Source organism: Labrenzia sp. THAF35 (genome assembly GCF_009363595.1).
Taxonomy (GTDB): domain Bacteria; phylum Pseudomonadota; class Alphaproteobacteria; order Rhizobiales; family Stappiaceae; genus Roseibium; species Roseibium algicola.
Window position 1 is genome coordinate 2,178,676 of record NZ_CP045380.1, and the last position, 24,266, is coordinate 2,202,941.

The 24,266-nt window shown below is 59.7% G+C and carries 25 protein-coding genes and 1 tRNA gene; 18 read left to right on the forward strand and 8 right to left on the reverse strand.

The features are described 5' to 3' along the window. The first annotated feature begins 83 nt into the window (after positions 1-83). The 5 genes from FIU93_RS09985 to FIU93_RS10005 all read left to right on the forward strand — a co-directional run bounded on the left by FIU93_RS09985 (position 84) and on the right by FIU93_RS10005 (position 3,987). Positions 84-383, forward strand: a complete 300-nt coding sequence (locus tag FIU93_RS09985; protein WP_023003557.1) for a DUF2282 domain-containing protein — start codon at positions 84-86, stop codon at positions 381-383. A gap of 190 nt (positions 384-573) precedes the next feature. Continuing rightward, positions 574-1,470, forward strand: coding sequence for a DUF692 domain-containing protein (locus FIU93_RS09990; RefSeq protein ID WP_152505500.1), 897 nt, complete (start codon positions 574-576; stop codon positions 1,468-1,470). A 1-nt stretch (position 1,471) separates the two neighbouring features. Then, positions 1,472-2,257, forward strand: coding sequence for a DNA-binding domain-containing protein (locus FIU93_RS09995; protein WP_152505501.1), 786 nt, complete (start codon positions 1,472-1,474; stop codon positions 2,255-2,257). A 43-nt stretch (positions 2,258-2,300) separates the two neighbouring features. Next, on the forward strand, positions 2,301-2,885 hold the full coding sequence (locus FIU93_RS10000) for a DoxX family protein (RefSeq protein WP_023003550.1): 585 nt from the start codon (positions 2,301-2,303) through the stop codon (positions 2,883-2,885). Between the two features lie 43 nt (positions 2,886-2,928). Next, complete coding sequence (locus FIU93_RS10005) at positions 2,929-3,987, forward strand: low specificity L-threonine aldolase (protein ID WP_152505502.1); 1,059 nt, start codon at positions 2,929-2,931, stop codon at positions 3,985-3,987. Between the two features lie 109 nt (positions 3,988-4,096). Here FIU93_RS10005 and FIU93_RS10010 read toward each other — a convergent pair whose 3' ends face one another. Continuing rightward, positions 4,097-4,543 (reverse strand): Hsp20 family protein, encoded by a 447-nt coding sequence (locus FIU93_RS10010; protein ID WP_055661173.1) that lies wholly within the window; start codon positions 4,541-4,543, stop codon positions 4,097-4,099. Between the two features lie 274 nt (positions 4,544-4,817). On the opposite strand from FIU93_RS10010, the gene FIU93_RS10015 reads away from it, so the two are divergent. Both FIU93_RS10015 and FIU93_RS10020 read left to right on the forward strand, forming a co-directional pair. After that, positions 4,818-5,237, forward strand: a complete 420-nt coding sequence (locus FIU93_RS10015; RefSeq protein ID WP_139314149.1) for a hypothetical protein — start codon at positions 4,818-4,820, stop codon at positions 5,235-5,237. Between the two features lie 215 nt (positions 5,238-5,452). Next, complete coding sequence (locus FIU93_RS10020) at positions 5,453-6,526, forward strand: alpha/beta hydrolase (protein ID WP_075282862.1); 1,074 nt, start codon at positions 5,453-5,455, stop codon at positions 6,524-6,526. Positions 6,527-6,556: 30 nt separating this feature from the next. Here the strand turns inward: FIU93_RS10020 and hisN are convergent, their stop codons facing one another. After that, positions 6,557-7,363, reverse strand: a complete 807-nt coding sequence (gene hisN / locus FIU93_RS10025) for a histidinol-phosphatase (RefSeq protein WP_083660621.1) — start codon at positions 7,361-7,363, stop codon at positions 6,557-6,559. A gap of 268 nt (positions 7,364-7,631) precedes the next feature. Beyond that, positions 7,632-8,477 carry an N-formylglutamate amidohydrolase gene (locus tag FIU93_RS10030; protein ID WP_161633288.1) on the reverse strand — a complete coding sequence of 282 codons (846 nt, stop codon included), beginning with the start codon at positions 8,475-8,477 and terminating at the stop codon, positions 7,632-7,634. Between the two features lie 444 nt (positions 8,478-8,921). Between FIU93_RS10030 and cpdR the strand changes: the two genes are divergently transcribed. From cpdR to FIU93_RS10055, 5 genes are all read left to right on the forward strand, one after another. Continuing rightward, a complete protein-coding gene (gene cpdR / locus FIU93_RS10035) occupies positions 8,922-9,281 on the forward strand; it encodes a cell cycle two-component system response regulator CpdR (RefSeq protein WP_006932209.1) in 360 nt (119 codons plus the stop codon). Between the two features lie 149 nt (positions 9,282-9,430). Beyond that, positions 9,431-9,505, forward strand: a tRNA-Val gene (locus FIU93_RS10040). A 149-nt stretch (positions 9,506-9,654) separates the two neighbouring features. Next, positions 9,655-9,780 (forward strand): type B 50S ribosomal protein L36, encoded by a 126-nt coding sequence (gene ykgO / locus FIU93_RS10045; protein ID WP_006932207.1) that lies wholly within the window; start codon positions 9,655-9,657, stop codon positions 9,778-9,780. Between the two features lie 174 nt (positions 9,781-9,954). Next, positions 9,955-10,605 (forward strand): tetratricopeptide repeat protein, encoded by a 651-nt coding sequence (locus FIU93_RS10050; RefSeq protein WP_209010328.1) that lies wholly within the window; start codon positions 9,955-9,957, stop codon positions 10,603-10,605. 84 nt (positions 10,606-10,689) lie between these two features. Next, on the forward strand, positions 10,690-11,697 hold the full coding sequence (locus tag FIU93_RS10055) for an alpha/beta hydrolase (RefSeq protein WP_209010329.1): 1,008 nt from the start codon (positions 10,690-10,692) through the stop codon (positions 11,695-11,697). Between the two features lie 57 nt (positions 11,698-11,754). On the opposite strand, the gene pyk is transcribed toward FIU93_RS10055, so the two are convergent. Further along, positions 11,755-13,191, reverse strand: coding sequence for a pyruvate kinase (gene pyk, locus FIU93_RS10060; RefSeq protein WP_023003528.1), 1,437 nt, complete (start codon positions 13,189-13,191; stop codon positions 11,755-11,757). Next, a complete protein-coding gene (locus FIU93_RS10065; protein ID WP_228148130.1) occupies positions 13,188-13,619 on the reverse strand; it encodes a DUF1036 domain-containing protein in 432 nt (143 codons plus the stop codon). Before FIU93_RS10065 ends, pyk begins: the two co-directional genes overlap by 4 nt. A 467-nt stretch (positions 13,620-14,086) precedes the next feature. Here FIU93_RS10065 and FIU93_RS10070 point away from each other — a divergent pair, with 467 nt between their 5' ends. The 3 genes from FIU93_RS10070 to FIU93_RS10080 all read left to right on the forward strand — a co-directional run bounded on the left by FIU93_RS10070 (position 14,087) and on the right by FIU93_RS10080 (position 15,652). Next, positions 14,087-14,896 carry an N-formylglutamate amidohydrolase gene (locus tag FIU93_RS10070; RefSeq protein WP_062487009.1) on the forward strand — a complete coding sequence of 270 codons (810 nt, stop codon included), beginning with the start codon at positions 14,087-14,089 and terminating at the stop codon, positions 14,894-14,896. Positions 14,897-14,933: 37 nt separating this feature from the next. Next, positions 14,934-15,230 (forward strand): DUF1244 domain-containing protein, encoded by a 297-nt coding sequence (locus FIU93_RS10075; RefSeq protein ID WP_023003523.1) that lies wholly within the window; start codon positions 14,934-14,936, stop codon positions 15,228-15,230. Between the two features lie 152 nt (positions 15,231-15,382). Continuing rightward, a complete protein-coding gene (locus FIU93_RS10080) occupies positions 15,383-15,652 on the forward strand; it encodes a DUF2312 domain-containing protein (protein ID WP_031270542.1) in 270 nt (89 codons plus the stop codon). A 90-nt stretch (positions 15,653-15,742) separates the two neighbouring features. On the opposite strand, the gene FIU93_RS10085 is transcribed toward FIU93_RS10080, so the two are convergent. Both FIU93_RS10085 and FIU93_RS10090 read right to left on the reverse strand, forming a co-directional pair. After that, a complete protein-coding gene (locus FIU93_RS10085) occupies positions 15,743-17,566 on the reverse strand; it encodes a DUF882 domain-containing protein (protein ID WP_152505505.1) in 1,824 nt (607 codons plus the stop codon). A gap of 235 nt (positions 17,567-17,801) precedes the next feature. Further along, positions 17,802-19,376 (reverse strand): sigma-54 dependent transcriptional regulator, encoded by a 1,575-nt coding sequence (locus FIU93_RS10090; RefSeq protein ID WP_152505506.1) that lies wholly within the window; start codon positions 19,374-19,376, stop codon positions 17,802-17,804. Between the two features lie 190 nt (positions 19,377-19,566). On the opposite strand from FIU93_RS10090, the gene FIU93_RS10095 reads away from it, so the two are divergent. Continuing rightward, the gene (locus FIU93_RS10095) at positions 19,567-21,393 is read left to right on the forward strand and encodes a M3 family oligoendopeptidase (protein WP_031270540.1); all 1,827 of its coding nucleotides are present in this window, start codon (positions 19,567-19,569) and stop codon (positions 21,391-21,393) included. A gap of 11 nt (positions 21,394-21,404) precedes the next feature. After that, positions 21,405-22,307, forward strand: a complete 903-nt coding sequence (locus tag FIU93_RS10100) for a DUF3445 domain-containing protein (RefSeq protein ID WP_152505507.1) — start codon at positions 21,405-21,407, stop codon at positions 22,305-22,307. On the opposite strand, the gene FIU93_RS10105 is transcribed toward FIU93_RS10100, so the two are convergent. Continuing rightward, positions 22,294-23,151 (reverse strand): helix-turn-helix transcriptional regulator, encoded by an 858-nt coding sequence (locus FIU93_RS10105; protein ID WP_055661180.1) that lies wholly within the window; start codon positions 23,149-23,151, stop codon positions 22,294-22,296. The two genes, FIU93_RS10100 and FIU93_RS10105, sit on opposite strands and share 14 nt — an antisense overlap. A gap of 97 nt (positions 23,152-23,248) precedes the next feature. Here FIU93_RS10105 and FIU93_RS10110 point away from each other — a divergent pair, with 97 nt between their 5' ends. After that, on the forward strand, positions 23,249-24,136 hold the full coding sequence (locus FIU93_RS10110; RefSeq protein WP_152505508.1) for an SDR family oxidoreductase: 888 nt from the start codon (positions 23,249-23,251) through the stop codon (positions 24,134-24,136). Positions 24,137-24,266 lie beyond the last annotated feature (130 nt).

Genomic DNA, 24,266 nt, shown 5'->3' on the forward strand with positions numbered 1-24,266 from the left:
ATAGGGTCATCTACGGTGGGTGACTGGCGGCCCAGCAAAAACGCCGGTACGCAGTGATTTTTCAACGACGAGAGGAGATCGAGATGAAGCATAAGGCCATGTCTGCAGCTATTGTTGCCGGTGCGGTGGCAACCGCGGTTGCGGGTCTGTCGTCAACCGTTCCGGCCCACGCCCAGGCCAAGGAAAAATGCTATGGTGTGTCCTTGAAAGGTCAAAACGACTGCAAGGCGGGTGCAGGTACGACTTGCGCCGGTACATCGACCGTCGACTATCAGGGCAACGCCTGGACCCTCGTCCCGAAGGGCACCTGCGTGACGATGGATGTTCCTGGTGGCCGTCACGGCTCTCTGACCGAACTTACGCGCGACCTGCCGGAAGCCTGATAGGCTTCAAACGGCCGCAACTGCGGCAATCTGGTCAGGCAGGCACCTGCTTATCCCGCACTTGGTGCCGAGGCGGGCAGGGTGCCAGCCCTTTCAAAGTCATGAGCCATGGTGCTTCAGTCATTCCAGTCTGAAGATGTCCTCAGCCAGTGTGCCTGCCTGACAAAACTTTTTCCACCCGGAGGGCTCCATGGTTTCCGATACCCGATCAAACCCGGTACAGCGCTGCGAGGCGGCCATTCCGGCGCGCGCCGGAGCCGGTCTGAAGCCGGAGCATGTCGCGGCTATTCTGGAAACATCCGCGGATATCGGTTTTTTTGAAGTTCATGCCGAAAACTACATGGGGGCCGGCGGTCCGCCGCACCGGCAACTGGAGGCAATCCGCGAGCGGTATCCCCTGTCTCTACATGGTGTCGGTCTTTCGATCGGCGGTGAACAGCCTCTGGACAAGGATCACCTGCGGCGCTTGTCAGACCTGAACAAGCGATATGAACCGGGACTGTTTTCCGAGCATCTGGCCTGGTCGACGCACGACACGACTTATTTCAACGACCTGTTGCCGGTGCCCTATGACGAAGCCACGCTGAACCGTGTGTGCGATCACATAGATGAAGTGCAGGAGACCGTCGGACGGCAGATGCTTCTGGAAAATCCATCGACTTACGTCGCCTTTGCACAGAGCACGATGAGTGAACTGGATTTTCTGAGCGAGATCGCGCGCCGGACCGGCTGCGGCCTGTTGCTCGACATCAACAACGTGCATGTGTCCTGCACAAACCACGAGAGATCCGCGAGAGATTATCTTGCCGCCTTCCCGATGGCTGTGGTCGGCGAAATACATCTTGGCGGTCATGCGCCTGACCGGGACGACGCCGGCCGGCCATTGCTGATCGACGCGCATGACCGGGAGGTGGATCTTGCGGTCTGGCAGCTTTATGAAGATGTCGTTCGTTTACAGGGGCCGCTGCCGACCCTGATCGAGTGGGACAACAATGTTCCTGCCTGGCCGGTTCTGCTTGCCGAGGCACAAGCCGCGGACCGCATTCTGGCGCAGCCTGCAGAGGCTGGCAGAAAGCAAGCGGTCTGACATGCGTGGTCCGCTCGCCCTGCCGCACGTCAATGCCGCCTCGTTTGGGCGTGCGCTGCTCGACCCGCAAATGGCAACGCCCGATGGACTGACTGGTCCGGATGGAGAAACGGCGCCGAAGCGATTCAATGTCTACCGCAACAACGTCATCGTCAGCCTGTGCGAAGCGCTCGGTGAAAGCTTTCCTGCAGTGAAGGCGCTTTTGGGGGAAGAGTATTTCAGGGCGCTTGCCCAGGCCTTCGTGACAGCTCATCCGCCGGTGTCGCCCGTGTTGATCTGGTACGGCGCCGGTTTCGCCGATTTCCTGGACGCGTTTCCGCCTCTCAAGGCATATCCTTATCTCGGCGATGTTGCCCGGCTGGAATGGTCTTGGCTCCAAGCCTATCATGCTGCGGATGCCGCGCCTCTCGATCCGGCAATCCTGGGCAGCGTCGATCCGCAAAGACTCGGGCGCGTTCGCTTCGTACCGCATCCGGCGGCGCACGTCGTGACATCTGCCTGGCCGATCTGGGCGATTGCGCGAGCCAACAGGTTTGAACCCGATGAGGCTGAAGCTGTCGATCTTGACGAGCCGCAATCGGTAATGATTACCCGTCCGGACATGGAGGTGGATGTCTATCTGCTGCGTCCGGGCGGGGCTGTTTTCACGATGGATCTCCTGCAAGGGCAGACGCTTGCAGCAGCGGCAAGCCGGGCTCAGGAGGACAACGACGGTTTTTCCTTGTCCGATTGCCTTTCGGACTGTCTTGCAGCTGGTGCATTTTCCGCCCTGCAACTGGATGACTAACACGCACGCGGCAAATGGATGCCGCTTGATCATGGGGGATTAGATGGGTGTGTTGATTGGGTTTTTTGTCAGGCTCTACACGATGGTGTTCGGAGCTCTGGAACGGCTGACAAATGGCTGGTTCATCGGGCTTGCTGCCCGGTTCATTTTTGCCGCGATCCTGCTGCAGTTCTTCCTGAACTCGGCGATGACGAAAATCGGCGGCAACATCATGAACATCTTCACGCCAACCGCAGGTGCCTATGCGCAGATGCTGCCCAAGATGATGGAACAGGTCAGCTACGACACCAGCCAGATTGCGTTCTTCCCGTATGGTCTCATGGTGCTTCTGGGCACCTGGGGTGAATTTGTTCTGCCGGTGATGGTGGTTGTCGGTCTATTCACCCGCTTCGCCAGCCTCGGCATGATCGTCTTCATCTGCGTCATGACCTATGTCGACATCTATGGCCATGGGGCTGACGCAAAGACGATCGGGGCGCTGTTCGACGGTGAACCCTATGCGATCATCGCCGATGACCGGTTGCTCTGGATCTTCCTGTTGCTGGTGCCGGTGCTCAAGGGGCCGGGTGTCGTCTCGCTGGACTGGCTGCTCGGCCGGTCCTATCGCAAGCGCGAGATGTACTACTGAAAAATCGGTTGCCGGTTGTGATGCCAAGTGATTAAACCGGCACATGAATTTTGCCAGTGACAATTGGGCGGGTGCGGCTCCGGCGGTGATGTCGGCGCTGGCCCGCCATAATGACGGGTTCTCGCCGGCCTACGGCACCGACCCGTTGACCGATTCCGTCTCCGCCACGTTCAACGAAATCTTCGAACGTGAGGTTGCCGTCTTCTTCGTGGCGACCGGTTCAGCGGCGAATTCTTTGGCGCTGGCTTCCTGTGCCAAGCCGGGCGGGGCGATCTTCTGCCATTCCGGTGCGCATATTCAGGTTGATGAATGCAATTGCCCCGAGTTCATGACCGGCGGCAACAAGCTGTTGAGCGTGAAGGGACCAAACGGCCGGTTCTCCGCCGATACCCTTCGCGAAAAGATGGCACAGGTTCCTGACGGTGTTGTCCACCATGGTCAGGTCGCGGCCGTTTCCATCAGCCAGGCAACCGAATGCGGCACAGTCTATACGCTGGATGAAATTGGCGCGATCAAGGATGTCTGCCGGTCCCGTTCGGTGCCGCTTCACATGGACGGTGCACGATTTGCCAATGCGCTTGTGACACTCGGCTGTTCGGCGGCCGACATGACATGGAAAGCGGGTGTGGACCTGCTTTCCTTCGGAGCCACCAAAAACGGCTGCTGGTGCGCGGAGGCCGTGGTTTTCTTTGATCTGGACGCCGCAAAATCCTTTGAGTATTTCCGCAAGCGCGGCGGTCATCTTTTCTCCAAGAGCCGCTTCGTGGCGGCCCAGTTCGAAGGCTATTTCCAGGATGACACCTGGCTGACGACCGCAAGCCACGCCAACGGCATGGCGACCCGTCTTGCTGAAGGGGTCCGGCAGGCCGGAGGGCGTACTGCCTGGGCGGTGGAAGCCAACGAACTGTTCCCGATCCTGAAACGCAGCCAGATGGAAGCGCTTCAGGCGGCCGGTGCCAAGCTCTATGAATGGCCGGCAGAGGGCCTCGCCGAAGGCCACGCCCCGGCGTCGGACGAAGTCTGTCTACGTCTCGTCACCAGTTTCGCAACGACGGATGAAGACGTCGATGCGTTTCTGAAAGTGCTGTCCGGGACGGTCTGAGGGCCGCTTCTCGCGCGGCGAGATGTCTCGTGACGCGCAGGAACATCAAAAAAGGCGCCTGGTTTCCCAGGCGCCCCGATGATGCGATTGCCGCAGTTGAACCAGGCGGTTAGTGAGCCGTGGTTTCGATCTGCTTGGTTTCACCACTGGTGATTTCGATCTTGCGCGGCTTCATGGCTTCCGGGATTTCCCGGACAAGATCAACGTGCAGCAAGCCGTTTTCGAGGCTTGCCCCTTCCACGCGAACATGTTCGGCAATCTGGAAGCGGCGTTCAAAGGTGCGCGAGGCAATGCCGCGGTAGAGAATTTCCCGGCTGGCATCTTCTTCAGCTTTTTCACCCTTGATGGTGAGTGTGTGCTCCTTGGCTTCGACGCTCAGTTCGTCGTCGGAGAAGCCTGCCACGGCCATCGTGATGCGGTAGGCGTTTTCGCCCGTGCGCTCGATGTTATAGGGCGGATAGCTCGGAGCTTCGTTGCCGGCGGCATCGAGCATCGAGAAAAGCCGGTCGAAACCGACGGTGGAGCGGTAAAGCGGAGAAAAGTCGAAGTGACGCATGTGTCTGTCCTCTCTTGAGCAACTGATACTTCACTGATGTTGAGCAGTCCTTCGTCCCCCGGATTGGCAGGACAGGCTGCGGTGCAAACCCGGTCTGGCGCTTGCATGAAGAGATTTGGTAATTCGGATTTTCATTTCAAGAGGCGGGAAATGTGGGGTGTCGTGGAAACATGAACGCCACATGAACAGTGCCTTCCGGTTGCGTTCAAGTGGCCCGGTGCATCTTCAATCCAACGTCAGCACGGCGCTGGCGGAACAAACTGGAGATTTGAAGATGTTTGCCAATGTTTCGAAATTGTCCGCCCCGATCGCCGGTGCCATTCTGCTGGTGTCCGCAGGTTTCATCACCACTGCATCCGCTGCCCCGATGGTCGGAAAGACCCAGATCGAACCGGCAAAAGCCGAGCTGGTGGTCAAGGTCGATCATCGCCGTGGTAACGGGCGTGGCGGCAACTGGAACGGCCGTCACGGTGGCCGCCATTTCGAAATGGGTCCGCGCCAGATCCGCCGCAGCCTGCGTCACCGCGGTTTCGACCATATCAAGATCCTAGACCGCCGTGGCCCGATGTACATCGTACGGGCAAAGGGCTGGCGCGGCATGCCGGTTCGGCTGGTGGTCGATTCCCGCAATGCCAACATTGTCCGCAGCCATCCGATCGGTAACCGTGGTCACTGGCAGCGCCGCTGGTACTAAGCAGCAGCTACAAGCTGTCTGACACTTTCAGGGCCGGCTTCCCAGGGAGCCGGCCTGAAGCTTGTTGTGAGGGGTGCCTGGCACGAGTATCACTTGACGATGCAAGACAAAGCCGGACGGTGCCGGCAGGATCTGCAGGCGTGACGAGTTGTTGACGAAAAACCATTATCTGTTTGAAAAACAAACTCTCAACGAACCCGAGTGATTCGCAGCGCATGACCTTGATCGACCATCCCGACAATCCGGTGCCTGAAGGGGCGCGATCCGGGTTCGTCACGACGCCGGACGACAAGAAGATCCGGTATGCGCATTGGCCCGCCGCCGGTGCCCGGCGAAAGGGTACGGTAACACTGCTTCAGGGGCGGGCGGAGTTCATCGAGAAATACTTCGAAGTGATCGAGGATCTGCGTCAGCGGGGCTTTGCCGTCATCGCCTTCGACTGGCGCGGGCAGGGCGGGTCGCAACGCCTGACCCGCAATCCCAGACGCGGGCATGTTTCAAACTTCAACAAGTACAAGCTGGATTTGCGCACCGTCCTGAAGGAAGTCTCACTGGCGACCTACCCCGGGCCTCACTTTGCGCTTGCACATTCAACCGGAGCGCTCGTTGTCCTGTCCGATACGGACCGTCTGCGGACGATGCTGGACCGCGCAGTGCTGACAGCGCCGCTGCTTGGCCTGCCGACGGGAACATGGTCTCCTGGCCTGGTGTCCGGGTTCCGGTCGATCCTGCGCAAGCTCACTCTGGGGCTCTTTGGCCGCCCGGGCCTGAAGGCAACCTCTCCAAAGACGTCCTGGCTGATCGAAAAGGTTGCTATTCCGGTTGCCCGCCTGTTGTCGATGTTCGGACTTGGCAGGTTGTTTGTGCCCGGGGGCAACGCTGAAATTTCCGTCGCCTACGAAAACAACCGGCAAACGACGGACAAGGCGCGGTTCGAGCGGTTCAACAAGGTGCTGGAACAGGCTCCGGAGCTGGGTGTCGGGTCTCCCACTCTCGGTTGGCTGGGGGCGACCGGTCGCGCCATGCTGGCGCTGCGCCGGCGGGAGGCCGGGCCGAATATCAAATTACCCTGTCTGGTGCTGGCTGCGGGCAACGACCGGATCGTCTCCACACCCATGATCGAGGACTTCGTGGCGCGGGCGAAGGCGGCAGCCTATGTGGAAATCGCAGGCGCCGAACATGAGCTGATGATGGAGCGCGATGCCTTCCGCGACCAGTTCTGGGCGGCGTTCGATGCCTTTGTGCCCGGTCTTGAAGCCGAACAGGCGCTGGAACGGGCCGGAAGCTGATCCCGCGCCCTGATGTGGCCGTGTGGCCGGTCAGGCTGCCTTTGCGAGGTCCCGCAGGAGGATTTCATGCAGACGCGGGTCGCCTGACGCAACGATCTGGCCGCCGTCGGCCGGAGAGCCGCCGGTCCACGTCGTGACAACACCACCTGCGCCTTCAATAATCGGCACAAGTGCAACGATATCATAGGCTTGCAGACCGGATTCGATTACCGCGTCGCCGTGGCCGGCTGCGACCATGCAGTAGGCATAGCAGTCTGTGCCATAGCGGGATAACTGAACGGCCGCTTCGATCTGGTCGAACGCTTGGCGTTCGCCATTCTTGAAAAGTGCCGGTGTGGTGGTGAAAATAGTGGCATCTTCCAGCTTCTGACAGGGCCGGGTCTTGAGCTGCCTGGCACCCAAAGGTCCATCGTACCAGGCCGTCTTGCCGTCGCCACCGAACCGTTCGCCGATATAGGGCTGAACCATCATGCCGAGGCTCGGGACGCCATTGGTCCGCAGGCCGATCAGCGTCCCCCAGGTTGGCAGACCGGTGATGAAGGCACGGGTACCGTCAATCGGGTCCAGCACCCACACATGTTCAGCGTCGAGATTTTCCGGGCCGTGTTCTTCGCCAAGGATTCCGTGGTCCGGATAGGTCTCGTTGATCAGGGCGCGCATCGCCGTTTCACCGTTCTTGTCGGCGATGGTGACCGGGTCGAAGCCGGCTTCCCACTTGTTGTCGATTGCAAAGCCCTGGCGGAAATGCGGCATGATCGCACCGCTGGCTGCTTCCGCCAGCCTGTCCAGAAACGGGGCAAACAAATTGGAACTGGAAACAGGCCCTGCCGACATCATTACCTCCTGGCTGCGGAAACCGCTCAAAACCCAAATCAACGTGAATTGCCGCTTGTATAACCGGTTCTGCAAAAAAATGAATCTGCAAAACCTGAATGACTGCTCATACTTTGATCAGTTTGAAAGGGCTGTCGGGCTTGACCTTTGTGCGGTGCAATGCGATTTTATTGCGGTGCGATACGTTGTGTCGTACCGCCCTCCTTGGGCGTTTCCTCCCTAGACTCGGGCCGCCTCTTTTGAGAGCGGCCTTTTTTTTGGGTCCGGGATTTTATTCCGCTGCGATGGGGTCCGCCGGCAAGGCTGCATCCGGCATGGAGGTCAGTTCGCGGGCAAACTGGCGCAGGTTGTGGAAGAGGTCGCCGAAGCCGGGGGTCGGCTGGTGGGTTGCCTCGTCCATATAGAGCCCGCGATTGATTTCGATCTGCAGGGCATGCAGACCGCTTGTGGGGCGGCCGTAGTGTTCGGTGATGAAGCCGCCCGCATACGGCTTGTTGCGCGAGACGGTGTAGCCCATCTCCTTCAGCACCGAGCAGGCGAACTCCGTCAGGTCGCTGCTGCAGCTGGTGCCATAGCGGTCACCCAGGATGAAATCCGGCCGCGTGTCGGTGGTCTGGCATTTCACGCTTGAAGGCATGGAATGGCAATCGATCAGAACCGCGTAACCGAATGTGACATGGGTCTGGGCCAGAAGCCGGCGCAATGTGGTGTGGTAAGGCTTGTAGATCTCCTCCACCCGGCTGAGGGCTTCGGATACCGGCAGCTTGTGCCTGTAGATCTCGTGGTTCTCGCTGACGATGCGCGCCACGGTGCCAAGCCCGCCGGCCACGCGGATCGAACGGCTGTTGGCATAGGTCGGCAGACGCCCGTCGAACATCTTCGGGTCGAGCTCATAGGGCTCGCGGTTCACATCAAGGTAGGCCCTGGGGAAATGCGCACGCAGGAGCGGCGCGCCGAGCGGCACGACATGGGCAAACAGATCGTCGACATAAGCATCCTCCGACCGCCGGATGGCTGTTTCGTCCAGGCGGGAAGACGCTAGAAAGCTTTTGGAATATTGCCTGCCGGAATGGGGCGAATTGAAAACGAACGGAACCCTTTGGTCCGCAGGACACAAAACTTCAAAAGCTGGAAAGCCGTTAAAGTCCGCCTCGAAGGAGGCTTGTGGGGAAGGCTGCTTGTCGTCCGTCAATGGTGTGTCCTGGTTGCCGCCCGGTGCAGGCCATGGCCCATGGTGCCAAGGAATCGCGGCGCAGTCCACCTTGGTGGGATCAAAAGCCCCGCGGCTGTGGGGAAACATCTGGTGATCGAGGGCAGGAATGGCCAGATGCCACGAATGCCGCAGCAGTACCAATGGCCCGGGATTGCCTGCGCCATGACGATTTTCCCCAACGTGAGAAGCCGACAGGTTCTCACGAGGCAAGTGATGGTTCTTTCTCAACAAGAGCCTATCCACACCGTGGGGACGTGATCCAATTCACCCTATCATTCTGTGGAATTCGAGCTATAACCGGCAGAAAGGGAACCGAACCCACACGAACAAAGGACCTGGTCAATTACGATGCCGCGTATCCTGCTTGCCGAAGATGATAATGACATGCGCCGCTTTCTGGCGAAGGCGCTGGAAAATGCTGGTCATGACGTCGTTTCGTTCGATAACGGCAGAAGCGCCTACGAGCGCCTGCGCGAGGAACCGTTTTCTCTGCTTCTGACGGATATCGTGATGCCGGAGATGGACGGGATCGAGCTGGCGCGCCGGGCTACGGAACTCGATCCGGACCTGAAGGTGATGTTCATTACCGGTTTTGCCGCCGTTGCCCTCAATCCGGAATCGGATGCTCCAAAGGACGCAAAGGTCCTTTCCAAGCCATTCCATCTTAAAGACCTTGTCCAGGAAGTGGAGCGCATGCTGGCCGCCTGACAAGGTGTTGACGCGGCGGAAAACAGGGGTTGCGAACCGGGCTGGGGAAATTTTGACAGTTCGGTGAAAAAGGGGGGTTGCACAGTTTGCGGATCCCCGTTATATCGCACTCCACCACGGCGCTGGGGCGTCGGACTACCGAGAAATTCGGGCGTGTAGCTCAGCGGGAGAGCACTTCGTTGACATCGAAGGGGTCACAGGTTCAATCCCTGTCACGCCCACCATTATTGCGCTGATTGAAGTTTCAAGAGGCGCGGATTGATCAGAAGACAGGCGCAGGACCTGCCGCAGCTTCTAGACCAATCCAGTCAAACGTGAGCGCCTTTGGCGCTCATTTGGTTTAAAGAAGCAGGGCCCTTGTGGGGACAGTGACATGAAGATCAAAAACTCGCTCAAAGCGCTCATGACCCGCCACCGCGACAACCGCATGGTTCGCCGTAAAGGCCGCGTCTACATCATCAACAAGAAAAACCCGCGTTTCAAAGCACGCCAGGGCTAATCTTGTTGCCGCGCATTGCGTGGCGGAAGAACTGAAAATCTCTTCCTGAACAAGGCTTTATCTTGTTGTTGGGAGAGGCGACCAGGTCCCTGCCACCGTAGCGCACGAAGATGTGTCAAATTCCCGGATTGACCGCCGCATCCAACGATCCATAATCGTCGGATGCGGATTTTTGTGTTTTCCCTCCTGTTTCTCGCCGGCGTCAGTCTAGCCAGCGCCCAGCCTGTTCCAGATCTCGGTCCGGAAGCAGAGCCACCTTCTGCCGAAGACTTCAATGCACTGCCCGACGATCTTCCAGAAGACGGCGGGCAGGTGGTCGTCGATGAGAGTGATCCGGAAGACGAGAAGTCGCGTCTGGACGAACTCTTTGCCAATCTCGCCAAATCGGACAATCCGAAGGAAGCCGAGCGTATCAGCCGGGAAATCCAGATGCTCTGGATGGATTCTGGCAGTGATACGGTGGATGTGCTGATGTCGCGGGCCGGCAAGGCGATCCAGGCTGACGATCATGCGTTGGCGCTGGACCTCCTGGACACAGTGGTCATCCTGAAGCCGACTTATGCGGAAGGCTGGAACCGGCGTGCGACAGTCCACTACATGACGGAAGATTTCGGCAAGTCCCTGGTCGATATCGAGCGCACACTGGCGTTGGAACCCCGTCATTGGGGGGCCTTGTCGGGGCTCGCCATCATCCAGCGGCGTCTGGGGTTCGAAAGCGAAGCGCTTGCGACGTTCCGGCGGGCTCTTGAAGTCAACCCGAGCCTGGAAAATGCCACCAAGGCCGTGAACGATCTGGAAAAGGAAGCCGAGGGCGAACCCGCTTGAGGTAAGCCCACCTGAGTAAGCTTGGTCAGTCTGTCTTTATGCCGCCGGGCTTGATTGCTGCGAGCGCGGTGCTATGTCCGGGCTATGATCCCGTTCCTGATTGCTCTTCTTGTCGCCGCCTGTCTGTTTGTCGCCTACTCGCTTTTCAGGGCAAGGCAGATTTCGCGCACCTACACACCTGACGGCAGTCTTGCCGAGGTGAACGGAGCGCAGATGCACTATCACTTCATTCCTGCGTCACAGGCGGCCAGCGAGCGGCCTGTGCTGGTGTTTTTGCATGGGGCCAGTGGCAACGCCTATGACATGAAGTTGGCTTTTGAGGGCGCATTCAAGGGGCGCTATTCGCTTCTTTTTATCGATCGTCCGGGACTTGGGTTCTCGCAACGCTCCAGAACGGGCCGGAACACGCCTGAAAGCCAAGCGGAACTGATTACCGGATTGCTCGCGAAACTCGGCATTGGGACATCAGTGGTGGTGGGGCATTCGCTCGGCGGAGCCGTGACGGCTGCTGTGGGCCTTGCTGCACCGGAGCGGGTAAAGGGGCTGGTCTTCCTGGCTCCTGTCAGCCATGTGTGGCCAGGCGGCGTCAACTGGTACTACAAGGTTGCCACGATGCCTGTCATCGGCTGGCTGTTTGCCTGGACGCTGACGATCCCTGTCGGCGAGCGGCTGGTGCCACAAATGCTGAAGCATGTTTTCCATCCGGATCCGCCACTTGCCGGCTATGCGGCGTCTGTCCGTCTGCCGCTGCTTTTCCGTCCCGAAAGCTTCCGCTCGAACGCGGCGGACATCTGCAGCCTGAAGGAAGCTGTCCGGCAACAGTCCCGGCAGTATGGAAAGCTGGGGCAGCCGTCGCTGATCATCACGGGTACGAAAGATACGGTGGTCTGGCCGTCGATCCATTGTGAAGGCCTTTTGCAGGATCTGCCGGATGCGGAGCTGCTGATGCTGGGCGCGGCCGGTCATATGCCCCAGCATACGCATGCGGATGAAATCGTGTCCGGTATCGACAGACTGGTGGCGCGGATAGAGGCGTCAGAGGACAAGGCGGGAGTGGCTGAAGCCAGGGCCGGGACATTGCGCACGGCATGAAAAAGGCGGCCTTGAAGCCGCCTTTCGTCATCCGGTTTGTTTTAACCGATTAGATCGTCAAATGCCGCCCTGGCCGTCGTTGCCGACGAAGGCAATCCGCAGCATGTTCGTGGAGCCCGGAGTACCGAACGGCACACCTGCGGTCACGATAATGCGCTGACCCGGTTTCGCAAACCCTTCGGAGAAGGAGATGCGGCAGGCGCGGTCGATCATGTCTTCCTCGTTGGCGGCGTCTTCACTGACCACACAGTGCAAGCCCCAGCCGAGCGACAGGCGGCGTGCAGTTGCAAGCACCGGCGACAGAACGATCACCGGGCTGGCCGGACGTTCACGTGAGGCGCGCAGGCCCGTTGCGCCAGACGTCGTGTAGCAGACGACAGCAGCAAGGTTCAGCGTTTCGGCAATCTGCCGGGCCGCTGCCGAAATCGCGTCGGCGCCGGTGGCTTCCGGCTCGGTCCGCTGTGCGTAGATGATCGTGCGGTAGTTGGGATCCTGTTCCACCTGTTGGGCGATCTTGTCCATTGTGGACACTGCCTCGATCGGGAATTCGCCTGCAGCGGATTCGGCCGACAGCATGACGGCGTCTGCGCCTTCGAACACGGCGGTGGCAACGTCGGACACCTCGGCGCGGGTCGGCACCGGTGCGTTGATCATGGATTCCAGCATCTGCGTGGCGATCACAACCGGCTTGCCGGCACGGCGGCAGGCGCGGGTGATGCGCTTTTGAAGGCCGGGAACCTGTTCCAGAGGCAGTTCCACGCCCAGGTCGCCACGGGCAACCATGATGGCGTCGGACAGTTCGATGATCTCGTCCAGCCGGCCGATGGCCTGCGGCTTTTCGATCTTGGCCAGGACGCCGGCGCGGCCACGGGTGATCTTGCGCACTTCGGCAATGTCGTCCGGGCGCTGCACGAAGGACAGGGCCACCCAGTCGACGTTCTGGTCGAGGGCGGCGATCAGGTCCTTGTGGTCCTTCTCGGTCATGGCGCTGGTTGCGATTTCCGAATCGGGAACGCTGACGCCCTTGCGGTCTGACAGCTTGCCGCCGACGACGACTTCCGTCACGGCCCTGGTGCGGTCGGCTTCCAGAACCTTGAGCTGGATCTTGCCGTCATCGAGCAGCAGGCGGTGGCCCGGCTCGAGAGCCTGAAGAATTTCGGGATGCGGCAGGTGTACCCTGTCGACACTGCCGCCGGACTTGTCGGCGTCCAGCGTGAACGTTGCGCCGTTTTCCAGCATGACCGGACCGTCGGCAAACGTTCCCACACGCAGCTTGGGTCCCTGCAGATCGGCCAGAATGCCGATTGGTCGTCCAACCTTCTCCTCAACAGAACGGATGCGTTCAACGAGCATCTTCAGACGATCATGATCGGTATGGCTCATGTTGATGCGGAACACATCCGCACCGGAGCGATACAATTTTTCGATGATGTCTTGTTCTGAGGAGGAGGGTCCGAGAGTTGCAAGAATTTTGACTCGCCGGTTACGCCTCATCGCCCACCTGTCCCCTGTTGCACGGGTTCGGTCAGCTGGACCGTCCAGCTGCTCTGTTCGCCCGTGTCGATTTCAAAAAAGCCTGTCCGCTCGAATCCGCGAGCCACACAGTCCTCAATTCCGCGAATGGTGAATTCCTTTTCCCGGGTGCACATGAACGCCCGGCCACCCCATTCGCCGAATTGGTCATAATCAACTGCGTAGATGTAATAGTATCGTGACACCAGCGCCCCGGGTACCAGGGTCTCGCAGGAATTGGAAGCAAGGTTCCACCAGCCTTCGGTGACCCAGTCGGTCTTGTCCTTGTAGCCGATGGCTACACCAACCTGACTGTCGGTCTTGTTGCAAAGGCGCAGATCAGCTCTGGCTTCGTCACTGGATGCGGAGAAAAACAGCACGGTGAGGAATGCAGCAAAGGCAAATTTCACAGGCACGCTGATACATGCCCGAGACTCGCCCTGGTTCCGTTCCCCAACCTTAAACATATGCAGTCGTTCGCTTTGCTGCTTTACAGACATTCGCTTTTTGCGTCGACAAGGGGGCCTTGTCAACGTCGTTAACGGGATACGGAGCCTTTCGCCCAGACTTGTTTCCCGAACCGTCCGGATTTTTTGTCCAAATGAACAGTCCCACCCCCTATGCCGTCAGAAATGGGGCGGGAACATGGCCGCTCCGCCTCAGATCGGTGTTAGCTGTCAATAAAGCGTATACCGCGTTGTACACACCTTGGCAAAAACACAGGTGCCTTGATTGCAAGGAAGGGTGTGGAAGGTGTGGATGGCCTGCGGCGTTGCCGCCGGAAAGCGGTGTTTTCGGGCTTGGTTCCTTCGCCGGTTTGCCGTAAACCTGACCGCCTGCGCGATAGCGAGCCATAAAAGTTTCCACGAAGCGAGACATGATAGAACCAGCAGCCGAAACCGGCCGGGCCTTTCAGCCGACCGAATACGTAAAGGGCGATTTTACTTCCGGATTGCTGCTCCTGTGCGATCACGCCCGCAACACGGTCCCTGAGCCTTATGGCGATCTCGGCGTTCCGGCCGAACAGTTCGAACGCCATATCGGTTATGACATCGGTGCGCGCGCGGTCACGCTCGAACTGGCGAAGCGACTCAATGCACCAGCTTGTCTGACCACCTATTCCCGGTTGCTGATCGATCCGAACCGAGGCGATGACGACCCTACGCTGATCATGCGCCTGTCGGACGGTGCCGTCGTGCCGGGCAATGCAAAGGTCGACACGAAGGAGCGAGCGATCCGCATCGACCGGTTCCACAAACCTTATCACGACCTCATCGACCAGACGCTGGATGCCATGATGGAAGTGAGCGAGCCGCCGGTGATCGTCTCCATTCACAGTTTCACGCCGGTCTGGCGCGGCGTGCCGCGGCCCTGGCATGTCACCGTTCTGTGGGACAGCGACCCACGAGCCGTTCAGCCCATGCTTGAAGGCTTGAGAGCGCAGGAAGACATCGTCGTCGGTGACAATGAACCCTACGACGGAGCTCTCAAAAACGACACAATGTACCGGCACGCAACCCGCCGGGGAGTGGCACATGCGCTTCTGGAACTGCGGCAGGATCTGATTGCCGACGCGGCTGGAGCGGTTGAATGGGCGGACCGACTCGAGCCGGTTCTGAGAAAAATTGCCGGCATGTCCGACTGCCGGCGGATCCAGCATTTCAAGTCGCGCAGCGACGCTGCTTAAGGCCGGGCTACCGGTCCGGGACAGGGAGACCTTCGGGATGGACGATCAGACGAAACTCGAACTGGAAGCTGCGGTTTTCAGACGCCTTGTGGAACATCTGCGTGGACGGACGGACGTTCAGAACATCGACATGATGAATCTGGCCGGTTTCTGCCGTAACTGCCTGTCCAACTGGTATCAGGACGCGGCGCAGGACAAGGGCGTTTCCCTGGAAAAATCCGAGGCCCGCGAAATCGTCTACGGCATGCCTTACGACGATTGGAAGGCCAAATACCAGACCGAGGCGACTGCGGATCAGCAGGCCGCCTTTGAAAAGAACAAGCCCCAACACTGAGCCGGGGGTTGCGTCGGCTTGCTTGGCTGCTTGACGGCCAATGCGGAGTCTGGCAACGCACGGCCAGGTTATTGACGGCGGCTCATATCAGCCGCGGCCATTGAGACCGCGCACTGCGCGACAAGGAAGTACGAGAAGGAGAAACAGAAAACATGTCCGATCCCGGTGGAGTGGCAGGCGACCAGCTGCGCGCGTTTGTAGAGCGTATCGAGCGTCTTGAAGAAGAAAAGAAAGTCATCTCCGATGACATCAAGGACGTCTATGCCGAAGCCAAGGGCAACGGCTTCGACGTCAAGATCCTGCGGAAGGTCGTTTCCCTGCGCAAGAAGCAGCCGCATGAGCGTGAAGAGGAAGAGGCGGTTCTCGACCTCTACCTGCATGCACTTGGCATGGCTGGTGGTGCTGGCGGCGGCGAAGGCTGACAAGCTGCGGTAACCGCGGTTCACGACAAGAAAAAAGAGCGGCTGAAAAGCCGCTCTTTTTTTATGCTCAATCTTTCACTGGTGGACGCTTCAGCGCGCGAAGCGTACCGGAAGGATGACCACTGCCGGACCGTCGAACCGGTCAGTGCGCAGGTCGCCATATGGATTGTTTTCAAAGCTGGCGGAGACAAAGCGGTTGCCCGGCATCATCACATTCTTCAGCTGGCGCTGGTTGGGATGGCTGAGCCACGCGAAGGTCTGATGACGCGTGGTGCCTGCGCCGGACAGAAGCGTCGGAGCGGATTTGTCCGGCAGGCTTGCAAACCCGGCAAGCGGATCGACAATCTGATCACGCGGGATCCGGCCTGAAACGGACTGCTGACGTGCAGGGGCTGTCTTGGCGGTGGCGCCGGCTGCCGGCCGATTGGCCTGTGCCCGTGCCGGTTCGCTTACCGAAGGACGCAGCGAGCGGCTCAGGCTCGTCGGTGCTGCAGAGGCCGAGGCATAGGCAAGCGTCGTTTCCGAACGCGGTGCAGGCACCGGAGAAGGTACGGAGGTGCCCGTTGCCGCGGCAATGGCTGCGACCGGATCATCGGTCGGAGCAGAGCCCGGAACGGGGACATCGCCGGTCAGGCCGAGATTAGCCGCTGCAACCTTGGCAGCATCGCTAAGACCCTTGCTGGGTTTCTGCTGCGGCGTGCGCGAGGCTACCTGGAACCGCGAGTCGATTGCCTTCTCGGGAACCGGGTTTGCACCTTGTGTCGGCGCGCTCGGTTGCCCCGTCTCGATTGCAAACCGCTGTGCATCAAGCGTGTTCGGTGCGGGCGGAGGCGTCTTGCTTGCCGCCACGGCGGGAATATCCGCAGGCGGTTTCACGATCGGCGCGTTGCTGGCCACGACAATCGGTGCTGCTGCCGGTGCTTCCGGTTCGCTTTCCAGGACCTTCCGGCTGGGAACAGGCGGATTTTCGATCACCACAGCCGGTGCTTCGGCAACCGGTGCCGGCGGCGTGTTGCCGACGGCGCCCGGACGCTTGGATGTGTTGTCACGGTTGTTGCCGCCGCCAAAGAGGCTGGCAAACAGGTTGCCGCCACCGGAGGACGCATTGTCATCCTGCGCGGTTACCGGAATCGGTTTGCCCGGGCGGGTCAGATTCTGGTCGCGCGTGCTCAGGCCATTGGAAGAGCTTGAGCGCGTGTTGGACGCGACGATCGTCGGTTTGGAACTTCTCGACCGGCCGGACTTGCTTTCGGCGAGCGCAACCTTGTAGCCGCTCATAGGTTTGCCGTCAGACGGAAAGTGAAGTGTCTTGCCGTCCGGGAACACGCGAGCCAGTTCGGAACGGCTCATGCGCGGCCAGTGACGGACACTGCCGGTGTCCATGTGCACGAAGGGGGACCCGGATCTCGGATAATAGCCGACGCCGCCCACTTCCTTGCGCAGGCCAGTGGCACGCAGGGTGGCAAGTTTCACGCCGGGAATGAAAAAGTCCATCGCCTTGCCGAGCGTGTGCTGGCTGTTCTTGGCAACGCCAGAGGACCGCTTGCGCAGCATGTTGTTGGTTGCGGGAGACCGGTAACTGGAGACGACGTGGATCGGCTGGCTTGCGCCCACCTTCTGGTATACTTCCCAGACCAGATCCAGCAGTTCCGGATCGATCTTGGTCATTTCGTTACGGCGCCAGTCGCGCAGGAAGCGGTTGGCTTCGCGCAGACCATCGGGCAGATAGCGGCCGTTTTTCTTGAAAGTAATCGACACACGCTCTTTGGTATGCGTGTTGTACAGCTTCAGGGTACGCGTCTCGGCCTGGGCAAAGGTGACCAGGCACGCAGACACGACAGCAAAGGCGCCGGCCGCTTTCGCGGCACGCTTCAGCCAACCGACGGCGTCGAAATCAACTAACCGTGTACGCAATCTCTATCTCGCCGTTTTCAGAGGGCTTTCACCCATCCCGTGCTCCCCAGCAGGATGCATAGCCTAGCTGCCGCAGGTTAAGAAGTTTTTACCCTATTTTCGCTTCGCTGATAATCGTTGCAGAACTGCAACGGCGCAAGCGCGTAGTGCAAAAACGCTCCGGTAGCGGTGGTTACCCGGAGAATGCGTCAAAATATCGTCGAAATCGACAGTTTGCGCTATGATTTGCCTCAATTCAGGCTGCCGCGTCCTTGCCGCTCTCGTCCAATCCGTATTCCTTGAGCTTGCGATAGAGCGTGGATCGGCCGATTCCCAACCGTTTGGCAACTTCTGTCATGCGTCCGGAATAATGATTGATCGCTGCGCGAATCAATTCCTCCTCGATATCGGTCAACTTGCGGACGTGGCCCTCCTGATCGAGGTTGCGCATGAAACCGAAGGGCGCCGCTTGCTCAAAACCTGCCTGAGGGGCGGGAGCCGAGGGGGTGTGGTGCGGTGGAACCGAGGGTTCGCTCGGGCGGACCGGTGCTGCGGCAAGATCGCCTCCGGACAATCGGTCCGGATAGGCCGTCTGTGCCTGCGGCTGGAGCGTTGCGCCCGGAGAGGCCGTCTGTTCCGTTGCCGCGGCAACCTGCGGGAAATCGTTGATCGTCAGTTGCGGGCCGTCGCACAAGACGACAGCGCGGAATACCGCGTTCTCCAGCTGCCTGATATTGCCCGGCCAGTGATACTCCTGGAGCATCGCGAGCGTGTCCGCGGTGACGCCGGCCACTTGAGGCTTGCCTTCCTCTGCCGCGAAACGGGCCAGGAAATGGCGGGTGAGCGCGGGAATGTCCTCTCGCCGGTCGCGCAACGGCGGGATCCAGATCGGGAAAACGTTGAGCCGGTAATAAAGGTCTTCCCGGAAGACACCTTCCTTCACCTGGTCGATCAGGCGGCGGTTGGTTGCGGAGATCAGACGGAAATCCACTTTCACCGGGCGGCGAGCGCCGATCGGGTCGATCTCGCTTTCCTGCAGGGCGCGAAGCAGCTTGACCTGAACTTCCTGAGGCAGCTCGCCAACCTCGTCCAGGAACAGCGTTCCGCCATGAGCTTCCTGAAACTTGCCGACATGCTTGTCGACCGCGCCGGTGAACGCGCCTTTTTCGTGGCCGAAGAGAATCGATTCGACCAGATTGTCGGGAATCGCACCGCAGTTGACCGTGACCAGAGGTTTAGACTTGCGGTCGCTGGATCCCTGAATGGCGCTGGCGATCATTTCCTTGCCGACGCCGCTTTCCCCTTCGATCAGGATCGGAATGTTCGACGCGGCGGCCCTCTTGCCCAGATTGATCACCCGTTCCATGGCCGGCGAGTGGGTGATGATGTCGGCGAAGGTCAGTGTGCCGGAGGCCTGTTTACGGATCCGGGTGATTTCGCCTTCCAGAGCCGATGTCTTCAAGAGATTGCGGATCGAGACATTGAGTCGTTCCGGCGCCACCGGTTTGACCACGAAATCCTGAGCGCCCGCGTTCATGACGTTGACCACGGTATCAATGCCGCCGTGGGCGGTCTGAACGATGACCGGCGTTGCGTTCTTGTCGGAGCGCAGACGTTCCAGAACGCCCAGACCGTCTAGCTCGGGCATCACCATGTCGAGAATGATCAGGTCGATCTCGCTGGCTTCCGGGCTCGACATGATGCGCACCGCTTCGGCACCATTCTCGGCCGTTTTCGACCGGTAGCCGAATTTTTTCACGGCTTCCTGAAGCAACCTGCGCTGGATGGGATCGTCGTCAACAATGAGAATTTTGCCGCTAAGTGCTTGCATTGGCGGTTTCGCTCGTCCCGAATTGTCTCGTTTCGAACCATTCTGGTCGCAATTGGGTAAACAAATCGTCCAAGTGCAGGCAAAAAAGTTTTCACAGTCAGATTGCAGGCGAGCCTTTTCCCGGCCTACTAATTCTAACAACAGAAGATTGCCGGACCCGTTCGTCCGCAGACGCACCGGAGAAAAAAACTTGCCCATCCCACATCCCGTCCATGCCCCCCAGGCCGCCGCTTCAGGAGATCTCGGAGCGCTTCCCGAATGGGACCTCACGGATCTCTATCCCGCGGTCGACGCGCCGGAGGTTGCTGCCGACCTGAAGGAGATCCTGGAGCGGTCGAAAACCTTCGAGACGTCCTACAAGGGCAGGCTGGCCGATATGGCCCAGAGCAATGTTCCCGCGCTGGTCACGGCAATTCGCGCCTATGAGGAACTTGAAGACCTGATGGGCAGGCTGATTTCCTTCGCCGGCCTGGTCTATTCGGAAAACACGATCAAACCCGCGTCGCAGAAATTCTACGGCGATGTGCAGGAGCAGATCACGACGGCAAGTTCGCATCTTCTGTTCTTCACGCTGGAGATGAACAAGATCGATGACGGCGTGATGGAAACTGCGCTTCAGGACAGCCAGTTTGCACATTACCTGCCTTGGATCGAGGATCTGCGCAAAGGCAAGCCCTATCAGCTGGAAGACCGCGTGGAGCAACTGTTCCACGAAAAGTCCGTCACGGGCGCGGGTGCCTGGAACAGGCTCTTCGACGAGACGATGGCCTCGCTGACTTTCGATGTCGACGGTCAGGAACTGTCGATTGAACCGACGCTCAACATGCTGGTGGATCCTTCGCCCGATACCCGCCGCAAGGCGTCGGAAGCTCTGACGGAGACCTTCAAGGAAAACCTGCGCACCTTCACGCTGATCACCAACACGCTGGCCAAGGACAAGGAAATCTCCGATCGCTGGCGGAATTTCACGGACATTGCCGACAGCCGCCATCTTTCCAACCGGGTCGAGCGGGAAGTTGTCGATGCGCTGGTGGCGGCCGTGCGCGATGCCTATCCGCGCCTGTCGCATCGCTACTACAAGCTGAAGGCAAAGTGGCTGGGCATGGACCAGCTCAACACCTGGGACCGCAACGCACCTCTGCCGAATGCCGACACGCGAGTGATCCCCTGGGATGAAGCGAAGGACACGGTGCTGTCCGCCTACAGCGCCTTTTCACCCGACATGGCGGAAATCGCAGGCCGGTTCTTCGACCGGCGTTGGATTGATGCGCCGGCCCGCTCCGGCAAGGCGCCCGGTGCGTTTGCGCATCCGACAGTGCCAAGCGCGCACCCCTATGTGCTGGTCAACTACCAGGGCAAGATCCGCGACGTGATGACCCTTGCCCATGAACTGGGCCACGGCGTTCACCAGGTGCTGGCGGCACCCAACGGACCGCTGATGGCGCCGACACCGCTGACCCTGGCGGAAACGGCCAGTGTCTTCGGCGAGATGCTGACGTTCAAATCCCTGCTTGCCAAGGCGGACAACCCGCAGACCCGCAAGGTGATGCTGGCCTCCAAGGCGGAGGACATGATCAACACCGTGGTGCGCCAGATCGCCTTCTATACCTTTGAGCGCAAGGTGCACACGGAACGGCGCAATGGCGAGCTGACGTCGGACAAGATCGGTGAATTGTGGCTGTCCGTGCAGGGCGAAAGCCTCGGTCCGGCGATCAAGTTGAGCGAAGGCTATGAAACCTTCTGGACCTATATTCCGCACTTCATCCATTCGCCGTTCTATGTCTATGCGTATGCCTTTGGCGATTGCCTGGTGAACTCGCTTTATGCGGTTTACGAGGAAGCGGAGACCGGCTTCCAGGAGAAGTATTTCGATCTTCTGAAGGCTGGTGGTACCAAACACCATTCCGAACTTCTGGCGCCGTTCGGACTAAGCGCGGTCGATCCGGATTTCTGGAAAAAGGGCCTGTCGGTGATCGAGCGGATCATCGACGAACTCGAAGCCCTGGAAGAGGCTTGACGCGGTTTCCGATGACACGGCCAGCGTTGCCACCCTTCCACCACACGCCCTATGACGGCACCAGCCAGCCTTTCACCGTCGGTCTGAAGCCGATCGGTGAAGAGGCCTGGCTGGAACCCGATCCCTTTCTGGTGAAACATCTGGGTGAGAAGAAACGGCTGTTTTCCGATCATCTGGAAACGGTTTTCCGTGCAGAGCCGGACACAGATGCCGCGCAGCAGGAGGTCCTGGACCTCCTCATGGAGAACCTCTCGCGGTTTCATGCAGATACCCACCGGGTCGGGGACGCCGAAGTCGAGATTGTCGCCAACGGCGCGCGTATCCCGCTTGCCGGGGCTCCCGCACTCGTAACGGCTGCAAGTCTTGTGCAGGAAGATCTTGTCTTGATGCGGCCCGGGCAGGACGGCTACAGGCTCGCGGCCGCCGCGCTCTGTTTTCCCTCGTCCTGGTCTCTGGCGGAGAAGTTCGGCCAGTCGATGACGGGCATTCATGACAATGTTCCCGGCTTCAACGGAAGCCGCATGGGAATGATGGTGGCCCGGATATTCGACAATCTGAAAGCCGGACAGTTTCTGGAGCGCTTCAACTGGTCGATCTATCCCGACGGCGACCTTCACCATCCCTTGCCGAAACAGATCCGCGTCAAGATTGACGATGGTGCACTGGCCCAGCTTTTCCTCCGGGTCGAGCGGCAAACCTTGCGGCGTCTGCCCGGGTCCGGCGATATCCTGTTCACCATCAAGATCCATCACGATCCGTTGGCGGCACTGGAAGCGCAGGAAGGGCGTGCAGGGCTGGCGGAAGGGCTTCGCAAGCAGCTTCTTGCGCTTGATCCGGATCAGCTTGCCTACAAGGGCCTTGTGGCAACACGGGACGATCTGGCCCGGGCGCTGGAAAAAATCAGTCTCGGCTAGCGGAAGATCGTGCTGTGTGCTGAGCGTCAATCAGTGCCCTGACCTTTTCCCGGTCTTCAGCGCTCGCCGGGTGGTAGACCATCATCGCAAGGTCCGCACGGCCGTCGACGGCAAAGGTCGAACATTCAAGGCTCATCCAGCCGGCCACAGGGTGTTTCAACCGCTTGGTAAGGTCGTCTGAGGCGAGGACGTCATGGTCCTTCCACAGGCGTTCGAAATCCGGGCTCAGCTGGCACAGTTCCTCTACCAGGGTTGTGGTTTCATATGCGGCGCCGGCGCGTACCACATCGGCCCGAAAAGCACCGACGACGAAACGGGCGACGCTTTCCCAATCCGCCTGAATATTGCGGACCCTCGGGTCGCTGAAGATCAGCCGCAAAATGTTGCGTTCGCCGGGGGGCAAGCTGGCGTAGTCGGTCAGGACGGCCGAAGAAGCGCGGTTCCAGGCAACGACGTCCCAAGTGTGGGTCCTGATCATGGCAGGGGTCTGTTCCAGGGCATCCAGAACGTTCTGAAGCCGGGGCGACACGCCTTGCTGTGGTTGGTAGCGAACGTCAGGGGCACGGCCGAGCCCGATAAGATAAAGATGCTCGCGTTCGACATCCGTCAGCATCAGGGCCTTTGAAACTCGGTCAAGGACGTCGGCCGAAGGCGCACCGCCACGTCCCTGTTCAAGCCATGTGTACCAGGTGACGCTTACATTCGCGCGTTGTGCGACTTCTTCGCGCCTCAGGCCCGGCGTTCGCCGGCGGGTGAGGGGAATGCCGAATGCGGCGGGATCCAGTTTTGCCCTGCGATCCTTCAGAAACCGGCCCAGTCTATTGTCTTCCTGGATATCCGCCATCTTATCCTGTCAGTCATTATACCTGTATAAAGTCACTACTTTAACTGGATAAATATTGCCGCAAGACTGCTCGCCGTTCAACCAACGGAGTGTTTTCATGCGAGTATTCGTTACCGGCGCAACAGGGTTTGTTGGCTCCGCCGTCGTTTCGGAGTTGTTGCAGGCAGGCCATCAGGTGCTTGGCCTCAGCCGATCGGAAAGAGGGGCTGCGCTCCTCCGGTCTCAAGGAGCACAAGTGCAGATCGGGTCACTGGAGGACCTCGACAGCCTTCGTGATGGAGCAAGGGCAAGTGACGCTGTGGTGCACACGGCGTTCAATCATGATTTTTCGCGCTTTGCGGCAAGCTGCGAAGAAGACCGTGCCGCCATTCTGACACTCGGCGAGGGGCTATCCGGAACAGACCGGCCGCTGCTGGTTACCTCGGGTGTTGCCGTTGTCCGGTCCGGACCGGTGGCAACAGAAGCCGATCCGGCGGTTCCAACCTCACAGGCCTATCCCAGAGCTACCGAGGCCGCGACGGCCGAATTGGTGCAGGCCGGGATCAACGCCAGGGTGGTCCGTCTGCCGTTCTCGGTTCATGGACCGGGGGATCATGGTTTTGTCCCGATGCTGATCGGCATCGCCCGGGAGAAGGGGTTTGCCGCCTATGTTGGCGATGGTGAAAACCGCCGGCCGGCGGTGCATCGTCTGGATGCGGCAAGGGCTTATCGTCTGGCACTTGAAACACCGGACACAGATGGTCCGTTTCACGCAATCGGCGAAGAAGGCATTCCTTTCCGCGCAATCGCCGAGGCAATCGGCCAGGGGGTGGACCTTCCCGTGCGCTCGCTCACCCCGGATGACGCAGGATCCTATTTCGGCTTCCTGGGTATCTTTGCCGGAATGGATGGTCCTGCGTCCTGCGACAGGACCCGGGCTGCGCTCGGCTGGCAACCGGCAGAATGCGGTCTGCTGGCGGACATCGGCAGGAGCGGCTATTTCTGAAAATAGCCGGGCGTTGCCGGGCAGTTGGACGCCTGCGTCGGAATAGCGGCTGGTGGAGCTGGATATTGTTGCGGTAGTTCATATGTAGTGCCAGGAGACCGTATCCAACGGTTTGATGCATCGGGCGTTC